The organism is Streptomyces sp. NPDC001858, assembly GCF_053594615.1.
In genome coordinates, this window is the sequence record NZ_JBSFEV010000057.1 from 1 (window position 1) to 16,232 (window position 16,232).

The 16,232-nt window shown below is 69.0% G+C and carries 16 protein-coding genes and 5 pseudogenes; 11 read left to right on the forward strand and 10 right to left on the reverse strand.

Annotated elements, in window-relative coordinates; genetic code table 11:
- Nucleotides 1-119, reverse strand: a pseudogene (locus ACWCPF_RS41670) (oxidoreductase); the annotation flags it as partial.
- 51 nt (nt 120-170) lie between these two features.
- On the opposite strand from ACWCPF_RS41670, the gene ACWCPF_RS41675 reads away from it, so the two are divergent.
- Nucleotides 171-347 (forward strand): hypothetical protein, encoded by a 177-nt coding sequence (locus ACWCPF_RS41675; RefSeq protein WP_451050390.1) that lies wholly within the window; start codon nt 171-173, stop codon nt 345-347.
- Between the two features lie 173 nt (nt 348-520).
- Here ACWCPF_RS41675 and ACWCPF_RS41680 read toward each other — a convergent pair whose 3' ends face one another.
- Nucleotides 521-1,429: an NAD-dependent epimerase/dehydratase family protein gene (locus ACWCPF_RS41680; RefSeq protein ID WP_451050359.1), complete on the reverse strand. Its 909-nt coding sequence runs from the start codon at nt 1,427-1,429 to the stop codon at nt 521-523.
- An 11-nt stretch (nt 1,430-1,440) separates the two neighbouring features.
- Entirely contained in the window at nt 1,441-2,193 is a 753-nt protein-coding gene (locus ACWCPF_RS41685) for an SDR family NAD(P)-dependent oxidoreductase (protein WP_451050360.1), read from the reverse strand.
- A 139-nt stretch (nt 2,194-2,332) separates the two neighbouring features.
- Here ACWCPF_RS41685 and ACWCPF_RS41690 point away from each other — a divergent pair, with 139 nt between their 5' ends.
- Nucleotides 2,333-2,836, forward strand: a complete 504-nt coding sequence (locus tag ACWCPF_RS41690; RefSeq protein WP_451050361.1) for a MarR family winged helix-turn-helix transcriptional regulator — start codon at nt 2,333-2,335, stop codon at nt 2,834-2,836.
- 354 nt (nt 2,837-3,190) lie between these two features.
- Here the strand turns inward: ACWCPF_RS41690 and ACWCPF_RS41695 are convergent, their stop codons facing one another.
- Nucleotides 3,191-3,430: a hypothetical protein gene (locus ACWCPF_RS41695; RefSeq protein ID WP_451050362.1), complete on the reverse strand. Its 240-nt coding sequence runs from the start codon at nt 3,428-3,430 to the stop codon at nt 3,191-3,193.
- A gap of 292 nt (nt 3,431-3,722) precedes the next feature.
- Between ACWCPF_RS41695 and ACWCPF_RS41700 the strand changes: the two are divergent.
- Nucleotides 3,723-3,872: pseudogene (locus ACWCPF_RS41700) on the forward strand (transposase); the annotation flags it as partial.
- On the opposite strand, the gene ACWCPF_RS41705 reads toward ACWCPF_RS41700, so the two are convergent.
- Nucleotides 3,872-4,192 carry a hypothetical protein gene (locus tag ACWCPF_RS41705; RefSeq protein WP_451050363.1) on the reverse strand — a complete coding sequence of 107 codons (321 nt, stop codon included), beginning with the start codon at nt 4,190-4,192 and terminating at the stop codon, nt 3,872-3,874. The pseudogene ACWCPF_RS41700 and the gene ACWCPF_RS41705 sit on opposite strands and share 1 nt — an antisense overlap.
- A 318-nt stretch (nt 4,193-4,510) precedes the next feature.
- On the reverse strand, nt 4,511-5,476 hold the full coding sequence (locus ACWCPF_RS41710) for an ankyrin repeat domain-containing protein (RefSeq protein ID WP_451050364.1): 966 nt from the start codon (nt 5,474-5,476) through the stop codon (nt 4,511-4,513).
- A 461-nt stretch (nt 5,477-5,937) separates the two neighbouring features.
- Between ACWCPF_RS41710 and ACWCPF_RS41715 the strand changes: the two genes are divergently transcribed.
- Complete coding sequence (locus tag ACWCPF_RS41715) at nt 5,938-6,243, forward strand: hypothetical protein (RefSeq protein ID WP_451050365.1); 306 nt, start codon at nt 5,938-5,940, stop codon at nt 6,241-6,243.
- A gap of 83 nt (nt 6,244-6,326) precedes the next feature.
- Here ACWCPF_RS41715 and ACWCPF_RS41720 read toward each other — a convergent pair.
- A pseudogene (locus tag ACWCPF_RS41720) lies at nt 6,327-6,661 on the reverse strand (IS5/IS1182 family transposase); the annotation flags it as partial.
- 90 nt (nt 6,662-6,751) lie between these two features.
- Entirely contained in the window at nt 6,752-7,531 is a 780-nt protein-coding gene (locus ACWCPF_RS41725) for a class I SAM-dependent methyltransferase (RefSeq protein WP_451050366.1), read from the reverse strand.
- Nucleotides 7,532-7,710: 179 nt separating this feature from the next.
- On the opposite strand from ACWCPF_RS41725, the gene ACWCPF_RS41730 reads away from it, so the two are divergent.
- The 3 genes and pseudogenes from ACWCPF_RS41730 to ACWCPF_RS41740 form a co-directional block, all read left to right on the forward strand.
- Nucleotides 7,711-8,934: a sensor histidine kinase gene (locus ACWCPF_RS41730; protein ID WP_451050367.1), complete on the forward strand. Its 1,224-nt coding sequence runs from the start codon at nt 7,711-7,713 to the stop codon at nt 8,932-8,934.
- Complete coding sequence (locus ACWCPF_RS41735; RefSeq protein WP_451050368.1) at nt 8,931-9,578, forward strand: response regulator; 648 nt, start codon at nt 8,931-8,933, stop codon at nt 9,576-9,578. The genes ACWCPF_RS41730 and ACWCPF_RS41735 overlap by 4 nt, the downstream gene beginning before the upstream one ends.
- Before the next feature lie 11 nt (nt 9,579-9,589).
- Nucleotides 9,590-9,790 (forward strand): annotated as a pseudogene (locus ACWCPF_RS41740) (transposase); the annotation flags it as partial.
- Between the two features lie 172 nt (nt 9,791-9,962).
- Here ACWCPF_RS41740 and ACWCPF_RS41745 read toward each other — a convergent pair.
- Entirely contained in the window at nt 9,963-11,516 is a 1,554-nt protein-coding gene (locus tag ACWCPF_RS41745; RefSeq protein ID WP_451050369.1) for a serine/threonine-protein kinase, read from the reverse strand.
- Between the two features lie 739 nt (nt 11,517-12,255).
- Here ACWCPF_RS41745 and ACWCPF_RS41750 point away from each other — a divergent pair.
- Nucleotides 12,256-12,825, forward strand: coding sequence for an acyl-CoA dehydrogenase family protein (locus ACWCPF_RS41750; protein ID WP_451050370.1), 570 nt, complete (start codon nt 12,256-12,258; stop codon nt 12,823-12,825).
- 34 nt (nt 12,826-12,859) lie between these two features.
- On the forward strand, nt 12,860-13,159 hold the full coding sequence (locus ACWCPF_RS41755; protein ID WP_451050371.1) for a flavin reductase family protein: 300 nt from the start codon (nt 12,860-12,862) through the stop codon (nt 13,157-13,159).
- A 335-nt stretch (nt 13,160-13,494) separates the two neighbouring features.
- Here ACWCPF_RS41755 and ACWCPF_RS41760 read toward each other — a convergent pair whose 3' ends face one another.
- Nucleotides 13,495-13,965 (reverse strand): hypothetical protein, encoded by a 471-nt coding sequence (locus tag ACWCPF_RS41760; RefSeq protein ID WP_451050372.1) that lies wholly within the window; start codon nt 13,963-13,965, stop codon nt 13,495-13,497.
- A gap of 123 nt (nt 13,966-14,088) precedes the next feature.
- On the opposite strand from ACWCPF_RS41760, the pseudogene ACWCPF_RS41765 reads away from it, so the two are divergent.
- Nucleotides 14,089-14,337: pseudogene (locus ACWCPF_RS41765) on the forward strand (IS701 family transposase); the annotation flags it as partial.
- A gap of 190 nt (nt 14,338-14,527) precedes the next feature.
- The gene (locus tag ACWCPF_RS41770) at nt 14,528-16,051 is read left to right on the forward strand and encodes an ISL3 family transposase (protein ID WP_451050373.1); all 1,524 of its coding nucleotides are present in this window, start codon (nt 14,528-14,530) and stop codon (nt 16,049-16,051) included.
- Nucleotides 16,052-16,232 lie beyond the last annotated feature (181 nt).

The following is a 16,232-nucleotide window of genomic DNA, read 5'->3' on the forward strand; positions in this document are numbered from 1 at the left end:
AGGAACTGTGAGATCAGGTAGCCGTTCGCGCCGTGCAGTTCGACGCCGTCGAAGCCGGCGTCGACAGCGCGCCGGGCGGCTTCGGCGTACGAGCGGGCCTGCTCGGGCACCTCGCATTCATCCAGCGTCTGTACACGGCCGGACTGTCCAGCCGCACCATCATGGAACTGATGCCGTGTCGCGACGCGCCCAGCGAGGAGAACTCCGACTCCGCGCTGGAACGCATGGCCCAGGAACGCGACCGGCTCTGCGCCCACATCGAGGAGCTCCTGCACACCCGCGACTGCCTCGACGGCCTGATCACCGCGGCCCGGGCCGACCGCGACGGCCGCCGGACCGCCGCATGAAAACCCGGACAGTCCCCCCGGCAGACCCCCGCCGGTGGGATACACGGCAGTGACGCCGACCGCAAGAGCGCTGACGCTGAGCACAGCGGTGCCGTACTGCCCATTGACGCAGAGGGTGTGGAGTTCGCCGCCCGGTGCCCGAGGCCCCGGCCGCCATGGCGGCGAGACGTCCGTCATGTGCGGTGGGCGGCGAGTTTCCGCAGACGTGCTTCACCGATCGTGGACAGCATGTCGGTGTGCTCGGGGCACCAGCCCAGTTCCTGCTCTGCGCGCAGGGCACGCAGCCGGCTGGAGGCCGCCATGACGAGGGCTCCGAACTCGCCCCAGACCAGGGCCGCTTCCTGTGGTGTGACGCTGCGGGTGTCGCAGCCGAGGTCGCTCGCGACTCTTTCCGCGATCCAGCGGTTGGGCACTTCCCCGGCCACGGCGTGGTAGAGCCCTCCCGTGCGCCCCGCTTCCAGGGCGAGGGTGAACAGGCGGGTCACGTCGTCGATGTGGACGTGGCTGTAGGCGTTCAGTCCGGGCCCGACGTAGCAGGCCGCGCCGGTCGCGGCGACCGACTGGTAGGTCATAGGCACGTGGCCGTGGTCGCCAGGGCCCCAGATGAGGCCGGGGCGGACGACCATGGCACGCAGTCCGCCGGAAGCGGCTGCCAGGACGGTGTCCTCGGCGGCCTTGCGGGAGATCGCCAGGGGTTCGATGACGAAGGGGTCGTGCTCGGCGAAACTGTCCTGGCTCCAGGCGCCCGCGGTGCGCTGCAGGAGCACCCCGCTGCCGGAGAGGAAGACCAACGTCTTGCCCGTTCCCGCCATGGCGCGGGTCAGGCTCTCGACGGTTTCCGTCTCGAGTACCGCGTCGGGCTGAGCGGCGTAGATGACGGCATCGGCCCGCAGCGCTGCCTCGACCGTGGCAGAGTGCCTGGAGTCCAGGTCCGCGGCCACGGGGGTGATCCCGTCGGCGGCGAGTGCTTCCGCAGCGGAGTCGGTTCGGGCCAGGCCGGTGACCAGGTGTCCGCGGGCCGTCAGATGGCGGGCGAGAGCGCCGCCGACGAAGCCGGTGGCACCGATGACGAAGACGTTCACAGCGCCATGCCTCAGCTGGGCAGAGCGCTGAGCTCGCCGCCGTCCGCGAACAGGACGGAGCCGTTGACGTAGCTGCTGTTCGGGCCTACCAGGAACGTGACGATGTCAGCGATCTCGCTCGGGTCACCCGCCCGGCCGCGCGCGTTGGTCTTGTCCAGGACCGCGATGTGCTCGCCGAGCATCGCCGAAGTGCCCTCGGTACGCACAGGGCCCGGCGACACCGAGTTGACCCGCACACCGGACGCGCCGAACTCGGTGGCCCAGTAACGGGTGAGGATCTCGACACCGGCCTTGGAGGCGCCGTAGGCCGCTCCGACCGGGGCGGGCATACGCGCCGCACTCGACCCGACCAGCACGATCGCCCCCCGTCCGCGCTTGACCATGCCGGGTGCGAGCGCGCCGACCAGCAGGAACGGGGCCCGCGTGTTGACCGCGATGTGTCGGTCGAAGCTCGCGGCGTCGGTCGCGGAGGTCGGCGCGAAATCGTACAGGCCCGCGTTGTTCACCAGAATGTCCACGTCTCCGGCGCGCGACGCCAAGCGCAGCGTGTCCTCGGCGTCGGTGAGATCGGCGGCCACGAAACGGGCGGTACCACCTTCGTGCGCGATCTCCTTCACCAGGGCCTCGCCACGGGCCTGGTCGCGCCCATGTGCCACGACCTCGGCTCCTTGTCGGGCCAGGCTGTGCGCGACGGCCTTGCCGATACCCGACGTCGCTCCGGTCACCAGTGCGATGCGGCCCTGCAGAGCAGTGCTCGTGATCATTTGCAGTCTCCTCTTGTCATTGTCATGACGCTTCAGCGTGCGGAACGCCCATGGCGCCCTCGCTCCATCAACTATGCACAGCAGATGTTCTGTTCGCAAGAACATCTGTCGAGTAGCCATTAGGTGCTATATTGGGCGGGTGAGCGCACCGACTTCCGAAAACGACAACCGGAGCGGCAAGGCCGAAGGCCTGGCGCTGGAGACCGATCTGGGCTGGGCGATCCGCATGGTGTCCACCGCGTTCAGCCGCGTCGCCACCGAATCCGTCTCCGAACTGCCCGGGGGGCCACGTGGCTACCTCGTACTGGTCGCCCTGGCAGGCGGAGAACCACCCTCGCAACTCGCTCTCGCCAAAGAGGTCAGCCTGGACCGCACGGTGATGACCTACCTGCTCGACGACCTCGAAGCGCAGGGACTCATCACCCGAAGGCCCGACCCTCGCGATCGACGCGCACGCCAGGTCCTCATCACCGACACCGGGCGCGCCCGGCTCGCGCGGGTACGACACGGCCTGTCCATCGCCGAAGCGCGTCTCCTCGCCGATCTGAGCGACCAGGATGCCGAAGAGCTGCGCACGCTCCTCTCCCGTGTCGCGCTGACCGCCCAGCGAGAGTCGATCGCCCCTGAAGCAACGGACTGCTGAGAGAGCAGCGGTCATCGCGGAGTTCGCGTGAGTGGCCCTCGGCCGGTGGGTGGGAAGCCCGTTGGGCAGCGCGGGCCGCTCGGAGAGCGCGCCGGCCGCGTCGCTGGGCGTGGACCGTGAAACGGTCAGAAGTATCTGGCGCCGGCGGAGGCGGCCGGAATCACTCAGGGCGGCCTCCGATGAGCGAGGCCGACTGGGCCGGATGTTCAAGGGCTGGTTGCCGGAACTGGCCAACTCGCGCCTGAGGCAGGGCACTTGGACGGACATCGACCAGCATCGTGAATACCTTGAGAGCCTGCTGGGGACGGTGACGGTCACCATGATCCACCAGTGTCTGCGGGACGAACACAAGCTTCAGGTGTCGATCTCCGCGATTCGCCGCTGGTCCACGCCATGCTGCCCGACGAAGTGACAAGGACGCAGGTCACCGTCCTGCGCGAGGACATCGAGCCGGGCGAGGAGGACCAGATCGGCTCCCCCCTCCTTGGCCAGCGGAACGACCCGCGCACCGGCAAAGGGCGCCGGATCTGGGCCTTCGTAATGGTCCTGCCATGCTCGCGGCACATGTTCGTCCGCCCCGTCCTCAACCTCCACGACGTGCGGCTGGTCTCCAGCGCGGCCACCAACGAGTACGGCCAGCCAGGCACCATCTGGTGCTTGCCCTCGCTCCGGCCGAACGTGTGGCAAAAGGACCGGTCGGCACAGGTGTTGGCGTCCGGCCGCAGCCATGGCGAGACATCCACCGCCCCAGCACGAGCCGCGCCGGCCCTTGCAACGGCCCCCCGAGTAGGGCAAGACGCAGCCGTGCGATATGGATCCGTCCCTGGTTGAGCCCGCCATATAGAGCTCCGTGACCACGACGGTGTTCGGGAGCGAGCGGGACGCCGGCTTCGGCACCCCGGACCGCCTTGCGGGCTTGGGTGGCATTGCTCCGGCGCCCCGCGACTTCGGCAAGATCAGCGGCAACCCGAAGTGTTCCCACCGCTACAACCGCCGTCTTCAGCATGTCTTCTACGCCTCGGCATTGTTCAGCATCTACATACCGCTGAGAGCCATCATCAGGGCACCAACGGACAGCAGTGTGCCGACGACATAGCCTGCGCCACCGGCCATCATCGCCTGCGTACCCGTCAACCGTCGACGCGCCACCAAATAGACCACGAGCCCTGCCGTGAAACCGAGCAACGCGTGGAAGAGCGTCAACAGCCAGCCGGCGCCGACGGCAACGGCAACGCACCCGACCGCCAGCAACGCACCCGCCGGGCTGAGGTCACGCCGAACGAGCGGGTACGTCAGAGCGCCGGCGACTGTTGCTATGACGACGGTAAGAACGGCAAGAATGTAGAAATCACTCACGTCAGACCTCCGACTCAACGCTGACATTTACCTGTCCGGCAACCAACATGACGGCGCGCTTGGCGCTGCTCGTTGCCAGCTGGGTGGGCCCCGAGTCGCCCACAAAGACCGCGCGCGTCAGCACCGCATCTGCAAAGGGGCGTCTCCATGGTGACTGGGTGCTGAGAGGGTCCTCATGCAGAGTCCTGAGGGCGGGTTGTGCGGCCCAGCCGACCGATCACCAGGGCGGGTCCATGTGTGAACTTCCGTGGACTGTCCAATTCGCGGCCAGAGACACGCCGTCGACGGTTCGACCAGATTGATCCCTTCCTTCGCTCACTACTGCCAGTGGTCTCCCTCGGTCAGTTGAACCCACCTGTCCGGCGAGCACACCGCGCCGGCGTCCGTCAGACGCAGGCCCACGTAGGCGCAGGCGTAGGCGATCGCGTCGCCGGGGTAGAGGTAGGCGAGCAGGACTTCCCGCGAGGTGGCTTCCGGGCCGGCCTCCTGGCCGGGGCGCAGGTCCCAGCCCTCCGAGACCATGTTGCGGGTGATGCTGCCCTGGTCGCCGGCCCCGGGGTTGGCATAGAGGCCGTAGCAGACGGTGCCGGCCGACAGGCGGGTCACCGCTTCGGGCACGGACGGGGTGAAGCCCCAGGGCTGGGCGACGACGCAGCCGCCCGGGACGTTTGTGACGCCGATGAGGTGGTGGACCTTGTCGTAGTCGTCGTCGATGTTCCCCAGGAGGTCGTCGAAGTCGCAGAAGGTGTCGAAGTCGTCGACGCCCTCGTAGTCCTCGGCCCGCGCCGGTGCCGCCTCCAGGCGGCGTGTCGCCTCGTCGGCGTCCAGGCCGGCCACGAAGGCCAGGCCCGTGCCTTCGTAGGTGAACTTTCCGAGTGCCGCGCGGAGTCGGACGGCTTCTTCGACCTCCGCCTGCTCCCGGGGTGTCAGGCCGGGCTGTCCCTTGGGCAGGGTGAACATGTCGGGGGTCGGACCCGCCAGGCTCAGGCGGCCCGGGGACCAGTCGGCGATCTGCGGGCGCCACGCGTCGGCTCCCGCAGCGACGAGGGCACGGGCGTTGTCCGGGCGATGGTTCAGGACCGCTGCCCACAGGGCGTTCGTGCCGTGGTCGAGGGCGTCCACGTCCGAGACGCGGCGGGCGAGTTCCGCGACGACCTCCGGTGAGCCGGAGCGCGCAGCCACGTACAGGGGGCTGCCTCCGAACTCGCTCCATGACTCCGGATCGGCGCCCTCGTCGAGGCGCCGGCGGATGGCGGCGTAGTCCTGCAATTCCGCCAAGCTCACCCCCGACCATGCCTCCTTTCCGTCCCGTCCGGCCGTTCCGTCCGTCGCACGACTGATACGTGTCACGGTGTCCCCTCCATCGATGTATGGGGCGGTCCTCGCCGCCCCCGCCCAGTGCGCACACCATCGCAGACAGCACTGGCAGTGAGGACCGAGCTCGGCATTTGTCCCCTGAGGTTTCTGAGTTGATTGTGCTCGGTGGCGCTCACGGGGCGCATGGTTGTACTGCCCACACCGTAGTGGGGCGCAGGCCGTAGGCGCTTCGAGCCAATTGGGTCTCCTGGGGCGGCTGTTGAGGGTTCTGGTGGACGGGCGGGGGCAGTGCGGAGGCTGTCGCACAGCTCCTGCCCGGCGAAGGTCAAGAGCGATTCGTCGTTCGGTTCCGAGGAGCGCTCGCCGGCCAGGGTGAGGTGGCGTCACGTCCGATTCGGCGGGCGGCCGCGCGGCCTGGTCTGGGTGCCGTGGCCGAGTATTTGCTGCTGAACGGCCTGGATCTGAAGTGGTGCGTCCAGTTCGAGGAGTTAGTCGATGCTCGCTGTGTCGAGATGGACAGACGATCTGCCGACGCCGGCATGGCCACGTTGACGCTGTTGTCGCGGGCGACCCCCTTCCTCCAGCTGATCGACCGCGAAGCACGTGGATCCGCGGAGGGCAGGGTGATGGTGGTCCTGACCGAAGTGGACAGCTCGTTGTGGGACATCAGGGCTGTCGACGCGCGTGCCCTCAGCAAACTTCGTCGCCACTGTCCAGGGGCAACGGACCTCTGAGTGGAGCGTTTCACCCCGAGCGGAGCCATAGGCGAACCGCGGCCACGGTGACCGTCCCATGGAAGAGGCACGCCCTCTCGTCACCCGCCCTCCCCGACAAGGCGGATCTTGCAGGTGGGTCCGCCTCGCGAGCGTCCCAGGGCCTCATCGGACCGGTGACGAGCCGGTCTCCTTCGCTGGCCCGGAATCTTCGAGGCACGAGTGGAGGCACCAGCCGCATGCTGAGGAGCGCGGCACGTAGTGGAACCGACGCTGGCCAATGCTCCAGTCGAGCCGGCCTTCGGGATCGGCGTCGGCCTGGACGGCCCGCAGGATGCTCTCCCGGTGCCGTCCGCCGACCACCTGCGACGACGGTCGTGAACCCTTGATCACACGACGGTGGCATGGCCGGCGTCCCCCGGCCGCGCTTCGCCGGCAAGTGCGGCTCCAGCCGAGCCAAGGGATCCCCGCCCCATGTCGCACGGAACGAGGTCCCAGCCGGAGCGTCACACGGCCCATCGGACACGGCCTAGCGGGGTGTGTGCGTAAGGCGAAGCTTGGACTGGCCGTGCGGGAGTTCCTCCCAGTCGTCCATGAAGCGGGCCGTGAGGCCGTGTTTCCCGGCCAGCGCGACGAGCGTTTCGGTGCGGTAGTAGAAGTCTTCGCTCAGGACGTGGTGTTCCTCGCCCTCGGTGCGGTCGAAAGTGAAGTCGAACCAGCCGCCCGGGGCGAGTATCCGGCCGACGTTGGCCAGGCACTCCTCGATGACCGGAAGCGGTGAGTGCGAGAAGACGCTGTGCGCGTGGACGACGTCGAAGCGGGCGTCGGGCAGGAAGGCCAGCGTCAGGTCGCGCACCGGGGTCAGCGTGGGGAGCTGCTTCTGCAGGCCCATCTCCACGATCGTATCCTGGGCGGCGGCGAGGATGTCGGGAGAGATGTCGATGCCGTAGTAGTGCCCGCGCTCCAGGTGGCGGATGAACCGCCAGCCTCCCCGTAGATTGCCGCAGCCGATCTCCAGCATGCGGTGCTCGGGGAGCAGACCGTGGCCGAGCAGATAGTCGAACTGCATCGCCCCCAGCGCGAGCCATCGCTCTCGGCTGTGGCTACCGACCGCCGCGTCCGGGTCGGCGCGGGTGTCGGATCGCATCACCGCGCGGTAGTAATCGATGTGGTCCGGGTGACGGTGGCGCAGCCACATGTCCCGGGCGGCGCGCGTCAGATGGCGCGGCACCCGGCCGGGGTGGCGCAGGGCATAGCCGATGCGGTGGCCGAGCGCGGATCGGTTCACGGCGAGGTTCTTCGCGGGCATGAGGTCTGTGCCTTCCCCTGTGGTGTTTCCCGGGCTGTGCGGGTTCTGATGACAGCCTTGCGGCGTCGACGGTGCTCTCGGCTCGGTCAACAGGTTTTGCTCCGGGCGCGGTTCGGGCGATCCTCATGTCAGCCGATCGGTTGATGCGGTGGGGTGTCCGGCACGCTAGACACAGGAGGATGAAACACACCGACCCGGACGAGCGCTGGCTGGTCACGATCGTGCACGCCGCCTTCTTTGTGCTGCTCGGCTCGTCGTTCGCCCGTTTCCTGACCCGTGACCACGACGGAACGCACACGGCGTGGGTGGTGGCGCTGTTCTCGGCCTTCTGTCTGCTCTACGTCCTCGGCCGGTTCCTGGCCCCGGCGCCCCCTCCCGGTTCGCCGCCCGCCAGGCGCCATCTGATCTGGCTGGGTTCCGTGTCGGCCGTGTGGATCGTGCTGCTGGCCCTCGCGCCGAGTGCCACATGGTGCGCCATGCCGCTGCTCTTCGCCGGTCTGCACACGCTGCCCCCGCGGATCGCCGTCCCGTTGGTGGCGGTGCTCACTGCACTGGTCGTCGTCTCCGAAGTGCGTGTGGCCCAAGGCACGTTGAACCCCAACATGATCGTGGCTCCGCCGGCCGTCGCCGCGGTCGCCACCGCCGTACTGGTCCATCTGCAGCGCCAGGCGGCCCGGCAGCGCGTCCTGATCGACGATCTGGTCCGCGCCCGCCGCGACCTCGCGGCCACCGAGCGGCGGGCCGGTGTCCTGGCCGAAAGGCAGCGACTGGCCACCGAGATCCACGACACCCTCGCCCAAGGGCTGTCCAGCCAGCAGATGCTGTTGCAGGCCGCCGGGCGGGTCTGGCGTACAGACCCGGACGCGGCCCGCGGGCACGTCGGCAAGGCTGCCGAGATCACCACCCGCAGCCTCGCCGAGGCACGCCGGTTCGTCCACGACCTGGCGCCGGCCGACCTGGCCGAGCACTCCCTCCCCGGAGCGCTCGGCGCGCTGGCCGAGCGGGAGAGCGGACCGGGCCTGAGGGTGGAGTTCCGGCTCGACGGCGCCCCTGGCCCGCTGCCGGAGCGGGTCGAGGCGGCCCTCCTTCGTATCGCGCAGGGCGCGCTGGCCAATGTGCGCGAGCACTCCGCGGCGACGCGCGCCGCACTGACCCTCACCTGCCTGGACGACCAGATCTCGCTGGACATCGCCGACAACGGCCGCGGGTTCGACGTGGACGGCCCGCCGTCGCCCGGTGCGGACCAGGCGCGCGGTCATGGACTGTCGGCCATGCGCATCCGGACCCGCCAGTCGGGCGGCACGCTCACTGTGGAGTCCACACCGGGCGAGGGCACAGTCGTGTCGGTGGCCGTCCCCCTCACCCCCGACACCCTCGACACCCCCAAGGAGCTCGTCCTGTGAGTACCTCCGCACCGCCGTCACAGGTCCGTCTGCTGCTGTGCGACGACCACGCAGTCGTACGCGCCGGTCTGCGTGCCCTGCTCTCCAGCGCCGACGGCGTGGAGGTGGTCGGGGAGGCGGGCAGCGGCGAGGAGGCCCTCGCCGTGGCCGCCCGTGTGCACCCCGACGTGGTGCTGATGGATCTCCAGCTCGGCGGTGGCATGGACGGCGTGACGGCCACCCGGCACCTGACCTCCGAGGGGAAGGAGGGGCCCCGGGTGCTGGTGCTCACGATGTTCGACACCGATGCCGACATCTCCCGCGCCATCGAGGCGGGGGCCATCGGCTACCTGCTGAAGGCGGAACCGCCGGACGAGCTGTTCGCGGCCATCCGCAACGCAGCGGCCGGTCGCACCGCGCTGTCGGCCCCGGTGGCCGACCGGCTGCTGGCCCAGATGCGCAGCCCACGCCCCGCCCTCTCCGACCGTGAGCACGAGATCCTGGCTCAGCTGGCCCGCGGCCTGGGCAACCGGGAGATTGCCCGGGCGCTCTTCATCAGCGAGGCGACCGTCAAGACCCACCTCGGACGGATATACGGCAAGCTCGAGGTGGAGACGCGGGCGGGCGCGGTCGCCGTCGCCAAGGAGCGACGGCTCCTGCTGTGACGAACCTCCACGTGAGCGCATCCAAAGGGTGTTGGATTGTTCCGGACGGGCTGTGGGAGATCGCGGAGCCGCTGGTCCCACCGTCGAGGGTGCGGCCCCAGGGCGGCGGAACCCAAGACACGCATGATGAGCCGCTGTTCGCGGCGATCATTCATGTCCTGGTCAGCGGCTGCGCTTTGCGGGCCATGCCGCCCTGCTTCGGCGTATCGAAGTAGACGGCTCACCGAAGGTTCCAAGGGCTGAAGGGGGTGGACACACAGGTCCAGGCGCCGTGGACCGGGGTCGGGTTCCAAGAAGCACATCCTGGCGGACACGAACGGCCAGCCCCGGCAGGCCGCAGACTGTCATCGGCGGGCTCCACGACGGGTGCCCGGCGCCCGTCGCTCAACCCTGGTGCGTGACGCTCACCTTCACGGTCATCGCGCCCCTGTTGTCCTCGGAGCAGGACCCGGCGGTGTCGTTCATGCCCAGATGCAGGGTGCCGTTCCCGGTAGCCCGGAAGGTCAGCTTCTTTCCGACGGTGCGGACAGGGGAGTCCTTGTCACCCGCGAGGACCGCCAGCAGACTGCCGAACGGTGCCGCGGGCTTGACCTTGCAGTCCGCCGCGAAGTCCAGCCAGGCGCCGGTTTCCGCGTCGTAGCCGGCCGGCCCGGTCATAGGCATGTTCTGGTGGTCGGCTGTCCACTCTCCCGAGACGAACGACACGGTGACCTGGTCTCCCTGCCGGACAACCGCTTCCGCCACCGGCTGCCAGCCGGTCGCCGACTGGACGACCTGACGGACGGTCGTCGTCTTCGGGTCCTCCTTCAGCGGCAGCACCCCGGTGAAGAACAGACCGCCTCCGACACTGCCCGCCAGCACCGCCGTACCGGCCAACGCCCACCACACCCGCCTCGGGGTCGCCGAGCGGGACGACTGATGAGGTGAGGGTGCGGGCGACGTCGTGTGCCGCGCCGTCGGCACGGCCTGCCAGGCCGGGGCGATCGGCTGCTGACCGCTGGTGACGGTGTTCGCGTCGGCCCGCGCGGACGAAGGCCGGAGATCGCGCACGGTCGCCGACGGCAGCGGCCAGGCGCCCACCTCTCCCGCCGCTACGTGCCGCAGCGCGGAACGCGCACTGGCTGCCGACGGGCGCTCGTCCGGGGACTTGCGCAGCAGCGCCTCGACGACCGGCCGCAGCGGGCCGAGCCGCTGCGACAGGACGGGTTCCTCGTACGCCACTGCATACAGCGTCGCGGGCCCTCCCGGTCTGCGGAAGGGGGACTGACCGCCGCAGACCGTGGCGAGGGTCGCGCCCAGGGACCACAGGTCGGAGGCAGGGCCGGTCGCCGATCCTGTCACCCGCTCGGGCGCCATGAATTCGAGGGAGCCGACCAGTTCGCCGGTGGTGGTCAGGAACTCGCCGTCGTCCAGGGCCGCGATGCCGAAGTCGGTGAGGACGGCGTTGCCGTTGGGGCGTAGCAGGACGTTGGCGGGTTTGACGTCGCGGTGCAGGGTACCGACCGCGTGCACGGCCTCCAGCGCGTCGAGCATCTGCAGACCGAGTGCCGCCGTGTGCTGCGGGGTGAGCGGCCCGGTCTCGGCGATGCGGTGGGCAAGCGAGGGCCCCTCGACGAGTTCCATGACGATCCACAGCCGGTCCTCGGACTCGACCAGGTCGTGGACGCCGACCACGTGCGGATGCGGCACCCGGGCGACCGCCCGCGCCTCACGGACAGCGCGACGCATCCGTGTGCGGTGCTCGTCGTCGCCATGCGTGAGGATGTGCAGTTCCTTGGCGGCGACCGGGCGGTCCAGCAGCTGGTCGCTGGCGCGCCAGACCGTTCCCATGCCGCCCCTGCCGAGAACGTCGTGGAGCAGATACCGACCCGCGATCAGCCGCTCCGGGCGTCTTTCGGAACGGGTTGCCGCATGGTCGTCGCCCTCTTCGGATATCACGTGCTCTCTCCGTTTCCTTCCCAGAGGACTGGGCCCGCTCGCCCGCCGGTCGTCGTTCGTGAGGTCGCCGTTCGTTCGAACCGGGGCCGAGCATAGCCGAGTCGATCGAGATGACATGGCTTCAACTACGGTGCGGCAAAGGGGGTTTGGTCGATGCGGCGGAGGACGGGGAAGGAACGGGACGGCTACGAGTCGAAGGAGGAGGACGGCCGTACTCGAGCCGTGTTTCGTGGCTTGACCTGGGGGCCGTCGATATCCAGGCGGGTCCGGCGGGAGGACTCGACCGAGCGCTGATCCAGGTAGTTTTCGGGCCACGCTGATCCGCCGGATTCGCGGCATAATCGTCCGCATGACGGCAGACAACGACCTCGGCGTCGTTCTCCGGCGATGACGCGAGCGGGCGACGCCGCCGCGTTGTGGGGCTGTCCGCCTCGGCCAGGAAACTGATCGGGTCGGTCGTCTCCGACACGGCCCGCGACATTCTCCTGGCCGACCCGGACGCGGGCGTCTGCGCCTCCGCCGGACCCCGGGATGGGGCCCGACCTGTCGGGGTATCCGCCCCGCACCCCCTAGGGCACTTGCCCGGCCAGCGAACACAGGTACTCGTACTCCGGTCGGGACAACCGCAGGGCGCAGAACGGGTTCGACTCTTCCACCCGCCGACGTACACCTGGGGGACTTGTCGGTCGAACGTACGTGGAGGGCGGCGGGCCCGGCCGGGACGAGCAGCCACACTCTCGTGGCCGAGGACGTCTTCGTACCGGACAGCCTCGTCACGTTCCCGGACGATTCCGGCCCGCTGGCCCCGCCGTCGGAGGCGTCGTTCATGGCCGGCCTGGCGGCGCTCGCGCCGATGATCGGGGCGACATGCGGAGCGCAGGATGTCGTCGCGGCGGCGATCACCGGCGAACGGGCACCGTACGCGACCACGTACGCCCGGGTCGCGGACTCCCCGTTGGGCCGCTACTGGTTCACCGAGGCGCTACAGCGCGCCGAATTGGCCACGCAGCGGACCTTGCAGGTGGCAGACGTCCTCGATGCGCTCCGTCCAGGTGCGGCGATACTGGTGACACAGCGGATCAGGCTGAGAACGGCCCTGTCGACAGCCGCCCGTGAGTGCCGCGAGGCGATGGAACTGCTACTCGATCGGCACGGCGCGAGCGGATTCGCGGACGACAACCCGCTGCAGCGCTTCTGGCGCGACGTTGCCGTCGGCACCCGGCACCCGTACTTCACGCCGTACATCCTCGCCGAGGACCACGGCCGGGTCACCTTCGACATGATGCCCACTGTCTCGCTGACCCTGTGATCCGGCGTTGACCCCGGAATTGTTCAGGCACATCATGCGTCACCAGGCCGCCACGGTCGCCCTCGTCACCACGGACAGGGACGGCCGGGCCGGCATGACGGTGACGTCGTTCACCTCGGTGCCGGCGAATCCACCGCTCGTGCTCTTCTGCGTGGCCCGGACGGCGCCCGCGTGGACGGCTCTCTCCGTGACGGACCGGATAGGGCTCCATCTGATCGGCGAGGACGGCCAGGAACTGGCCCACAGATTCTCCATCGCGGGGATCGATCGTTTCGATCACCCGGCGATCGGCTACGACGACGGCCGTACGTCGGTCGCTGGTGCCGTCGCCTGACTCGAATGCCGGACGGTCGACCGGATCCGGGCGGGCCGTCAAGCAGGTCGGGTGGCCCCTTGTGGACGTGTCGTCGTCTCGACCTTCATCGTCAGCATGCTTACCTCGAACTCGTTTGTTCCGTGCCGCGACAAGCAGAGCCTGCGGGGGCTGGGAGGCTGGGGCGGGTTGTGGCGGGCAGGTCCGGGGAGCTCCATAGCCTGCGGGGCGCGGGATCACCTTGAGCGGCGCGAACGATCGACTGAAGCCCTGCGTCGAGCTGCAGATCGTGATCTTCATGCCTGCTTGTCGTCGGCGTAGAGCAAGTCGCTTCAGACGGCGGGACGTAGACGCTGTCAGGTGTTGGCGCTGAAGTAGGCAGCGGCAGCGTCGATGAAACGGTCGTTTGCGGCCCGGGCGGTGTCCTGTGCCGCGGTCAGCTCCTCAGCGCTCGTGGCGGCATCCACCATGTCGTAGGTGGCGACGGCCATCGCCTGCGCGGTGTCGTGGACGGCCCGATCGGGCACGAGGAGCCGCAGCGCGACCAGGGGGCGGGTGATGGCGGAGCGGGTGATATGAGATCTGGCACGCAGTTCTTCCAGTTCAACGTCGCTGGCACCGCGCAGCCGAGCCTCCCCACGCATCCACAAGGCCCGACGGTGGTCGGAGCCAGCGGAGGCGAGTGTGGTCACTGCATCGAGCCGGTCGCGGCGCAACTGCTCAGCGGCAGCCGCGCGTTCGGCGCGGCCGGCCGCCAGGTGTTGGAACGTGCCGGTGACAATCGATCCGAGGAGCGTCCCGATGACGGCAAGGACAGTAGCGATCATGATCTGCTTTCCTGGTCGGTCGACTGGTCCCGGACCGGTGCGGAGACGGGTGTGGCCACCGTTGATCATCGTGAGTTGTGTGGGCTGCCGATGAGACGCAGACCACAGCATAGATCCCGGCCGTTGGCGGGAGGCGTTCGAGGTAGCCATGGGCCGCATCGGGGTCGGTTCGCCCGGGTCGAACTCCGGTTGCGGGCAAGACGGTTGGTGATGGGTCTGCTGTCGGACCTGCCTCGCAAGAACTACTGGACGATCGCGGAGTGGGCAGGCGAGAGGACCCCGCATGGCATGCGGCATTTGCTGTGTCGGGCATCCTGGGACGCGGATGCCGTGCGTGACGATGTGCGCGAGTACGTCGTGGAACATCTTGGCTTTGTTCACGAGTTGCGGTTCTGGCACGACTTCCGGGCTCTGTCGCTGATTTGGGGGTGCGTGAGGATCAGGAGCAGGTGGGCATCACCTGGGCGTGGGGGATGTGGTTCGCCTCGCCGACCTTCTCCTTACGGGGGTTGGGGCGACGGTAGAAGCAGTGGTTCTTGGGGACACCGAGGTCCGAATTACTGTGCGGTCCACGGTGGGATCGGCCGCCTGCCCGGGATGCGGATGGAGATCCTCGCGTGTGCACTGCTACTACCAGTGGTGTCTGGCGGACCGTCCCGTCGCCGGCCGTCAGGTGCGACTCGATCTGCGGGCACGTCGTCTCGTGTGCGGTAACGGCAACTGCGAGCGCCGGACGTTCGCCGAGCAGATACCGGGCCTGACGCGTCGACATGCCCGCCGCACGAATGCCCTCACCGCTCAGCTCACGGACATCGCCTTGTTTCTGGGCGGACGGGCGGGAGCCGGTCTGTGCAGGCGCCTGGCTGTGACCACCGGCAAAGACACCCTGCTCCGCCTGCTGCGCGCACTGCCCGTCCCGACGCCGGAATCTGTCCCGCATCTGGGCGTCGACGAGTTCGCCGTGCGCCGCGGCCTGACCTACGCGACGATCCCTGTCGACATGAACACCCGGCGCCCCGTCGACGTCCTCGCGGACCGCACCGCGCACACCTTCGCGTCCTGGCTTCGCGAACACCCCGAGGTGAGAGTCGTCTGCCGCGACCGCGCCGGTTCCTTCCGCGACGGCGCCCACGCCGGTGCACCACAGGCGCGGCAAGTGGCCGACGCCTGGCACCTGCTCCACAACCTTGCCGAGGCCGTCGAGCGCGTCGTCGGACGACACCGCGCTGATCTGCGCGAACCCCTCACGGTCCGGCCCGATCAGGACGGTATCCGTCCGCCCGCAGGCGCCCACCCCACCGCGCTGGACGAACTGGACGTGCACGGACGGCCCCGGCCACTGGTCGCCCGCACCCGTGAACGCCACCAGCAGATCCACGAACGCGTCGAACGCGGCGACAGCCTGCGAGCCATCGCCCGCGAACTCCGCCTCAGCCGCGGCACCGTCCTGCGCTTCGCCCGGGCCGCCGACGTCGAGCAGCTTCTCGTGGCGGCGACCCACCGCCCGAGCATGATCGACGACTACCGGCTCTACCTCCATCACCGCTGGATGGAGGGCTGCACCAACGCCGCCGCACTCACCCGGGAGATCCAGCAGCTGGGCTATCGCGGAGACGTCAACACCGTCCGCCGCCACCTGCGGCCGTATCGCACCGGGGCGATCCCGGCGGATGCCCCGCTGCCCCGCCTTACCGTCCGCCGGGTCACCGACTGGATCATGCGCCGACCCGAGCAACTGACCTCCACCGAGCGCAAGTGCCTTGACGAGCTGTGCGAACGCAGCCCTGCGCTGGCCACGACCACCCAGTACGCCCGCCGCCTGGCCGTGATGGTGCGCGAACGCCGAAGCGAGCACCTGGCCCTCGACGTCTGGCTCGCCGATGTCCGCCTCGACGGACAGCGAGAACTCCGCACTCTCGCCGCCGGCATACGGCGCGACCGCGCAGCCGTGCTCGCCGCCCTGACGACCACCTTCACCTCGGGAGCGGTCGAGGGCAACGTCACCAGAATCAAGCTGCTGAAGAGACAGATGTATGGCCGGGCCAACTTCGACCTCCTACGGTGCCGCATCCTCCTGTCACCTTGATCAACCGGCTGACATTCCCAAATCAGCGACAGAGCCCAGAAGTTGAGCCAGAACCAGAAATGGTTCTGGCTCAGCTTCCGTTTGCGCCGTGAGGCGCTGTTGGTTCGAGTGGAGGTGGAAGACTGCACCAACCCGCTGCCGCAGCAGTCGGGTTGAAGCTGAGGGCAGTCCTGGTCGGTCC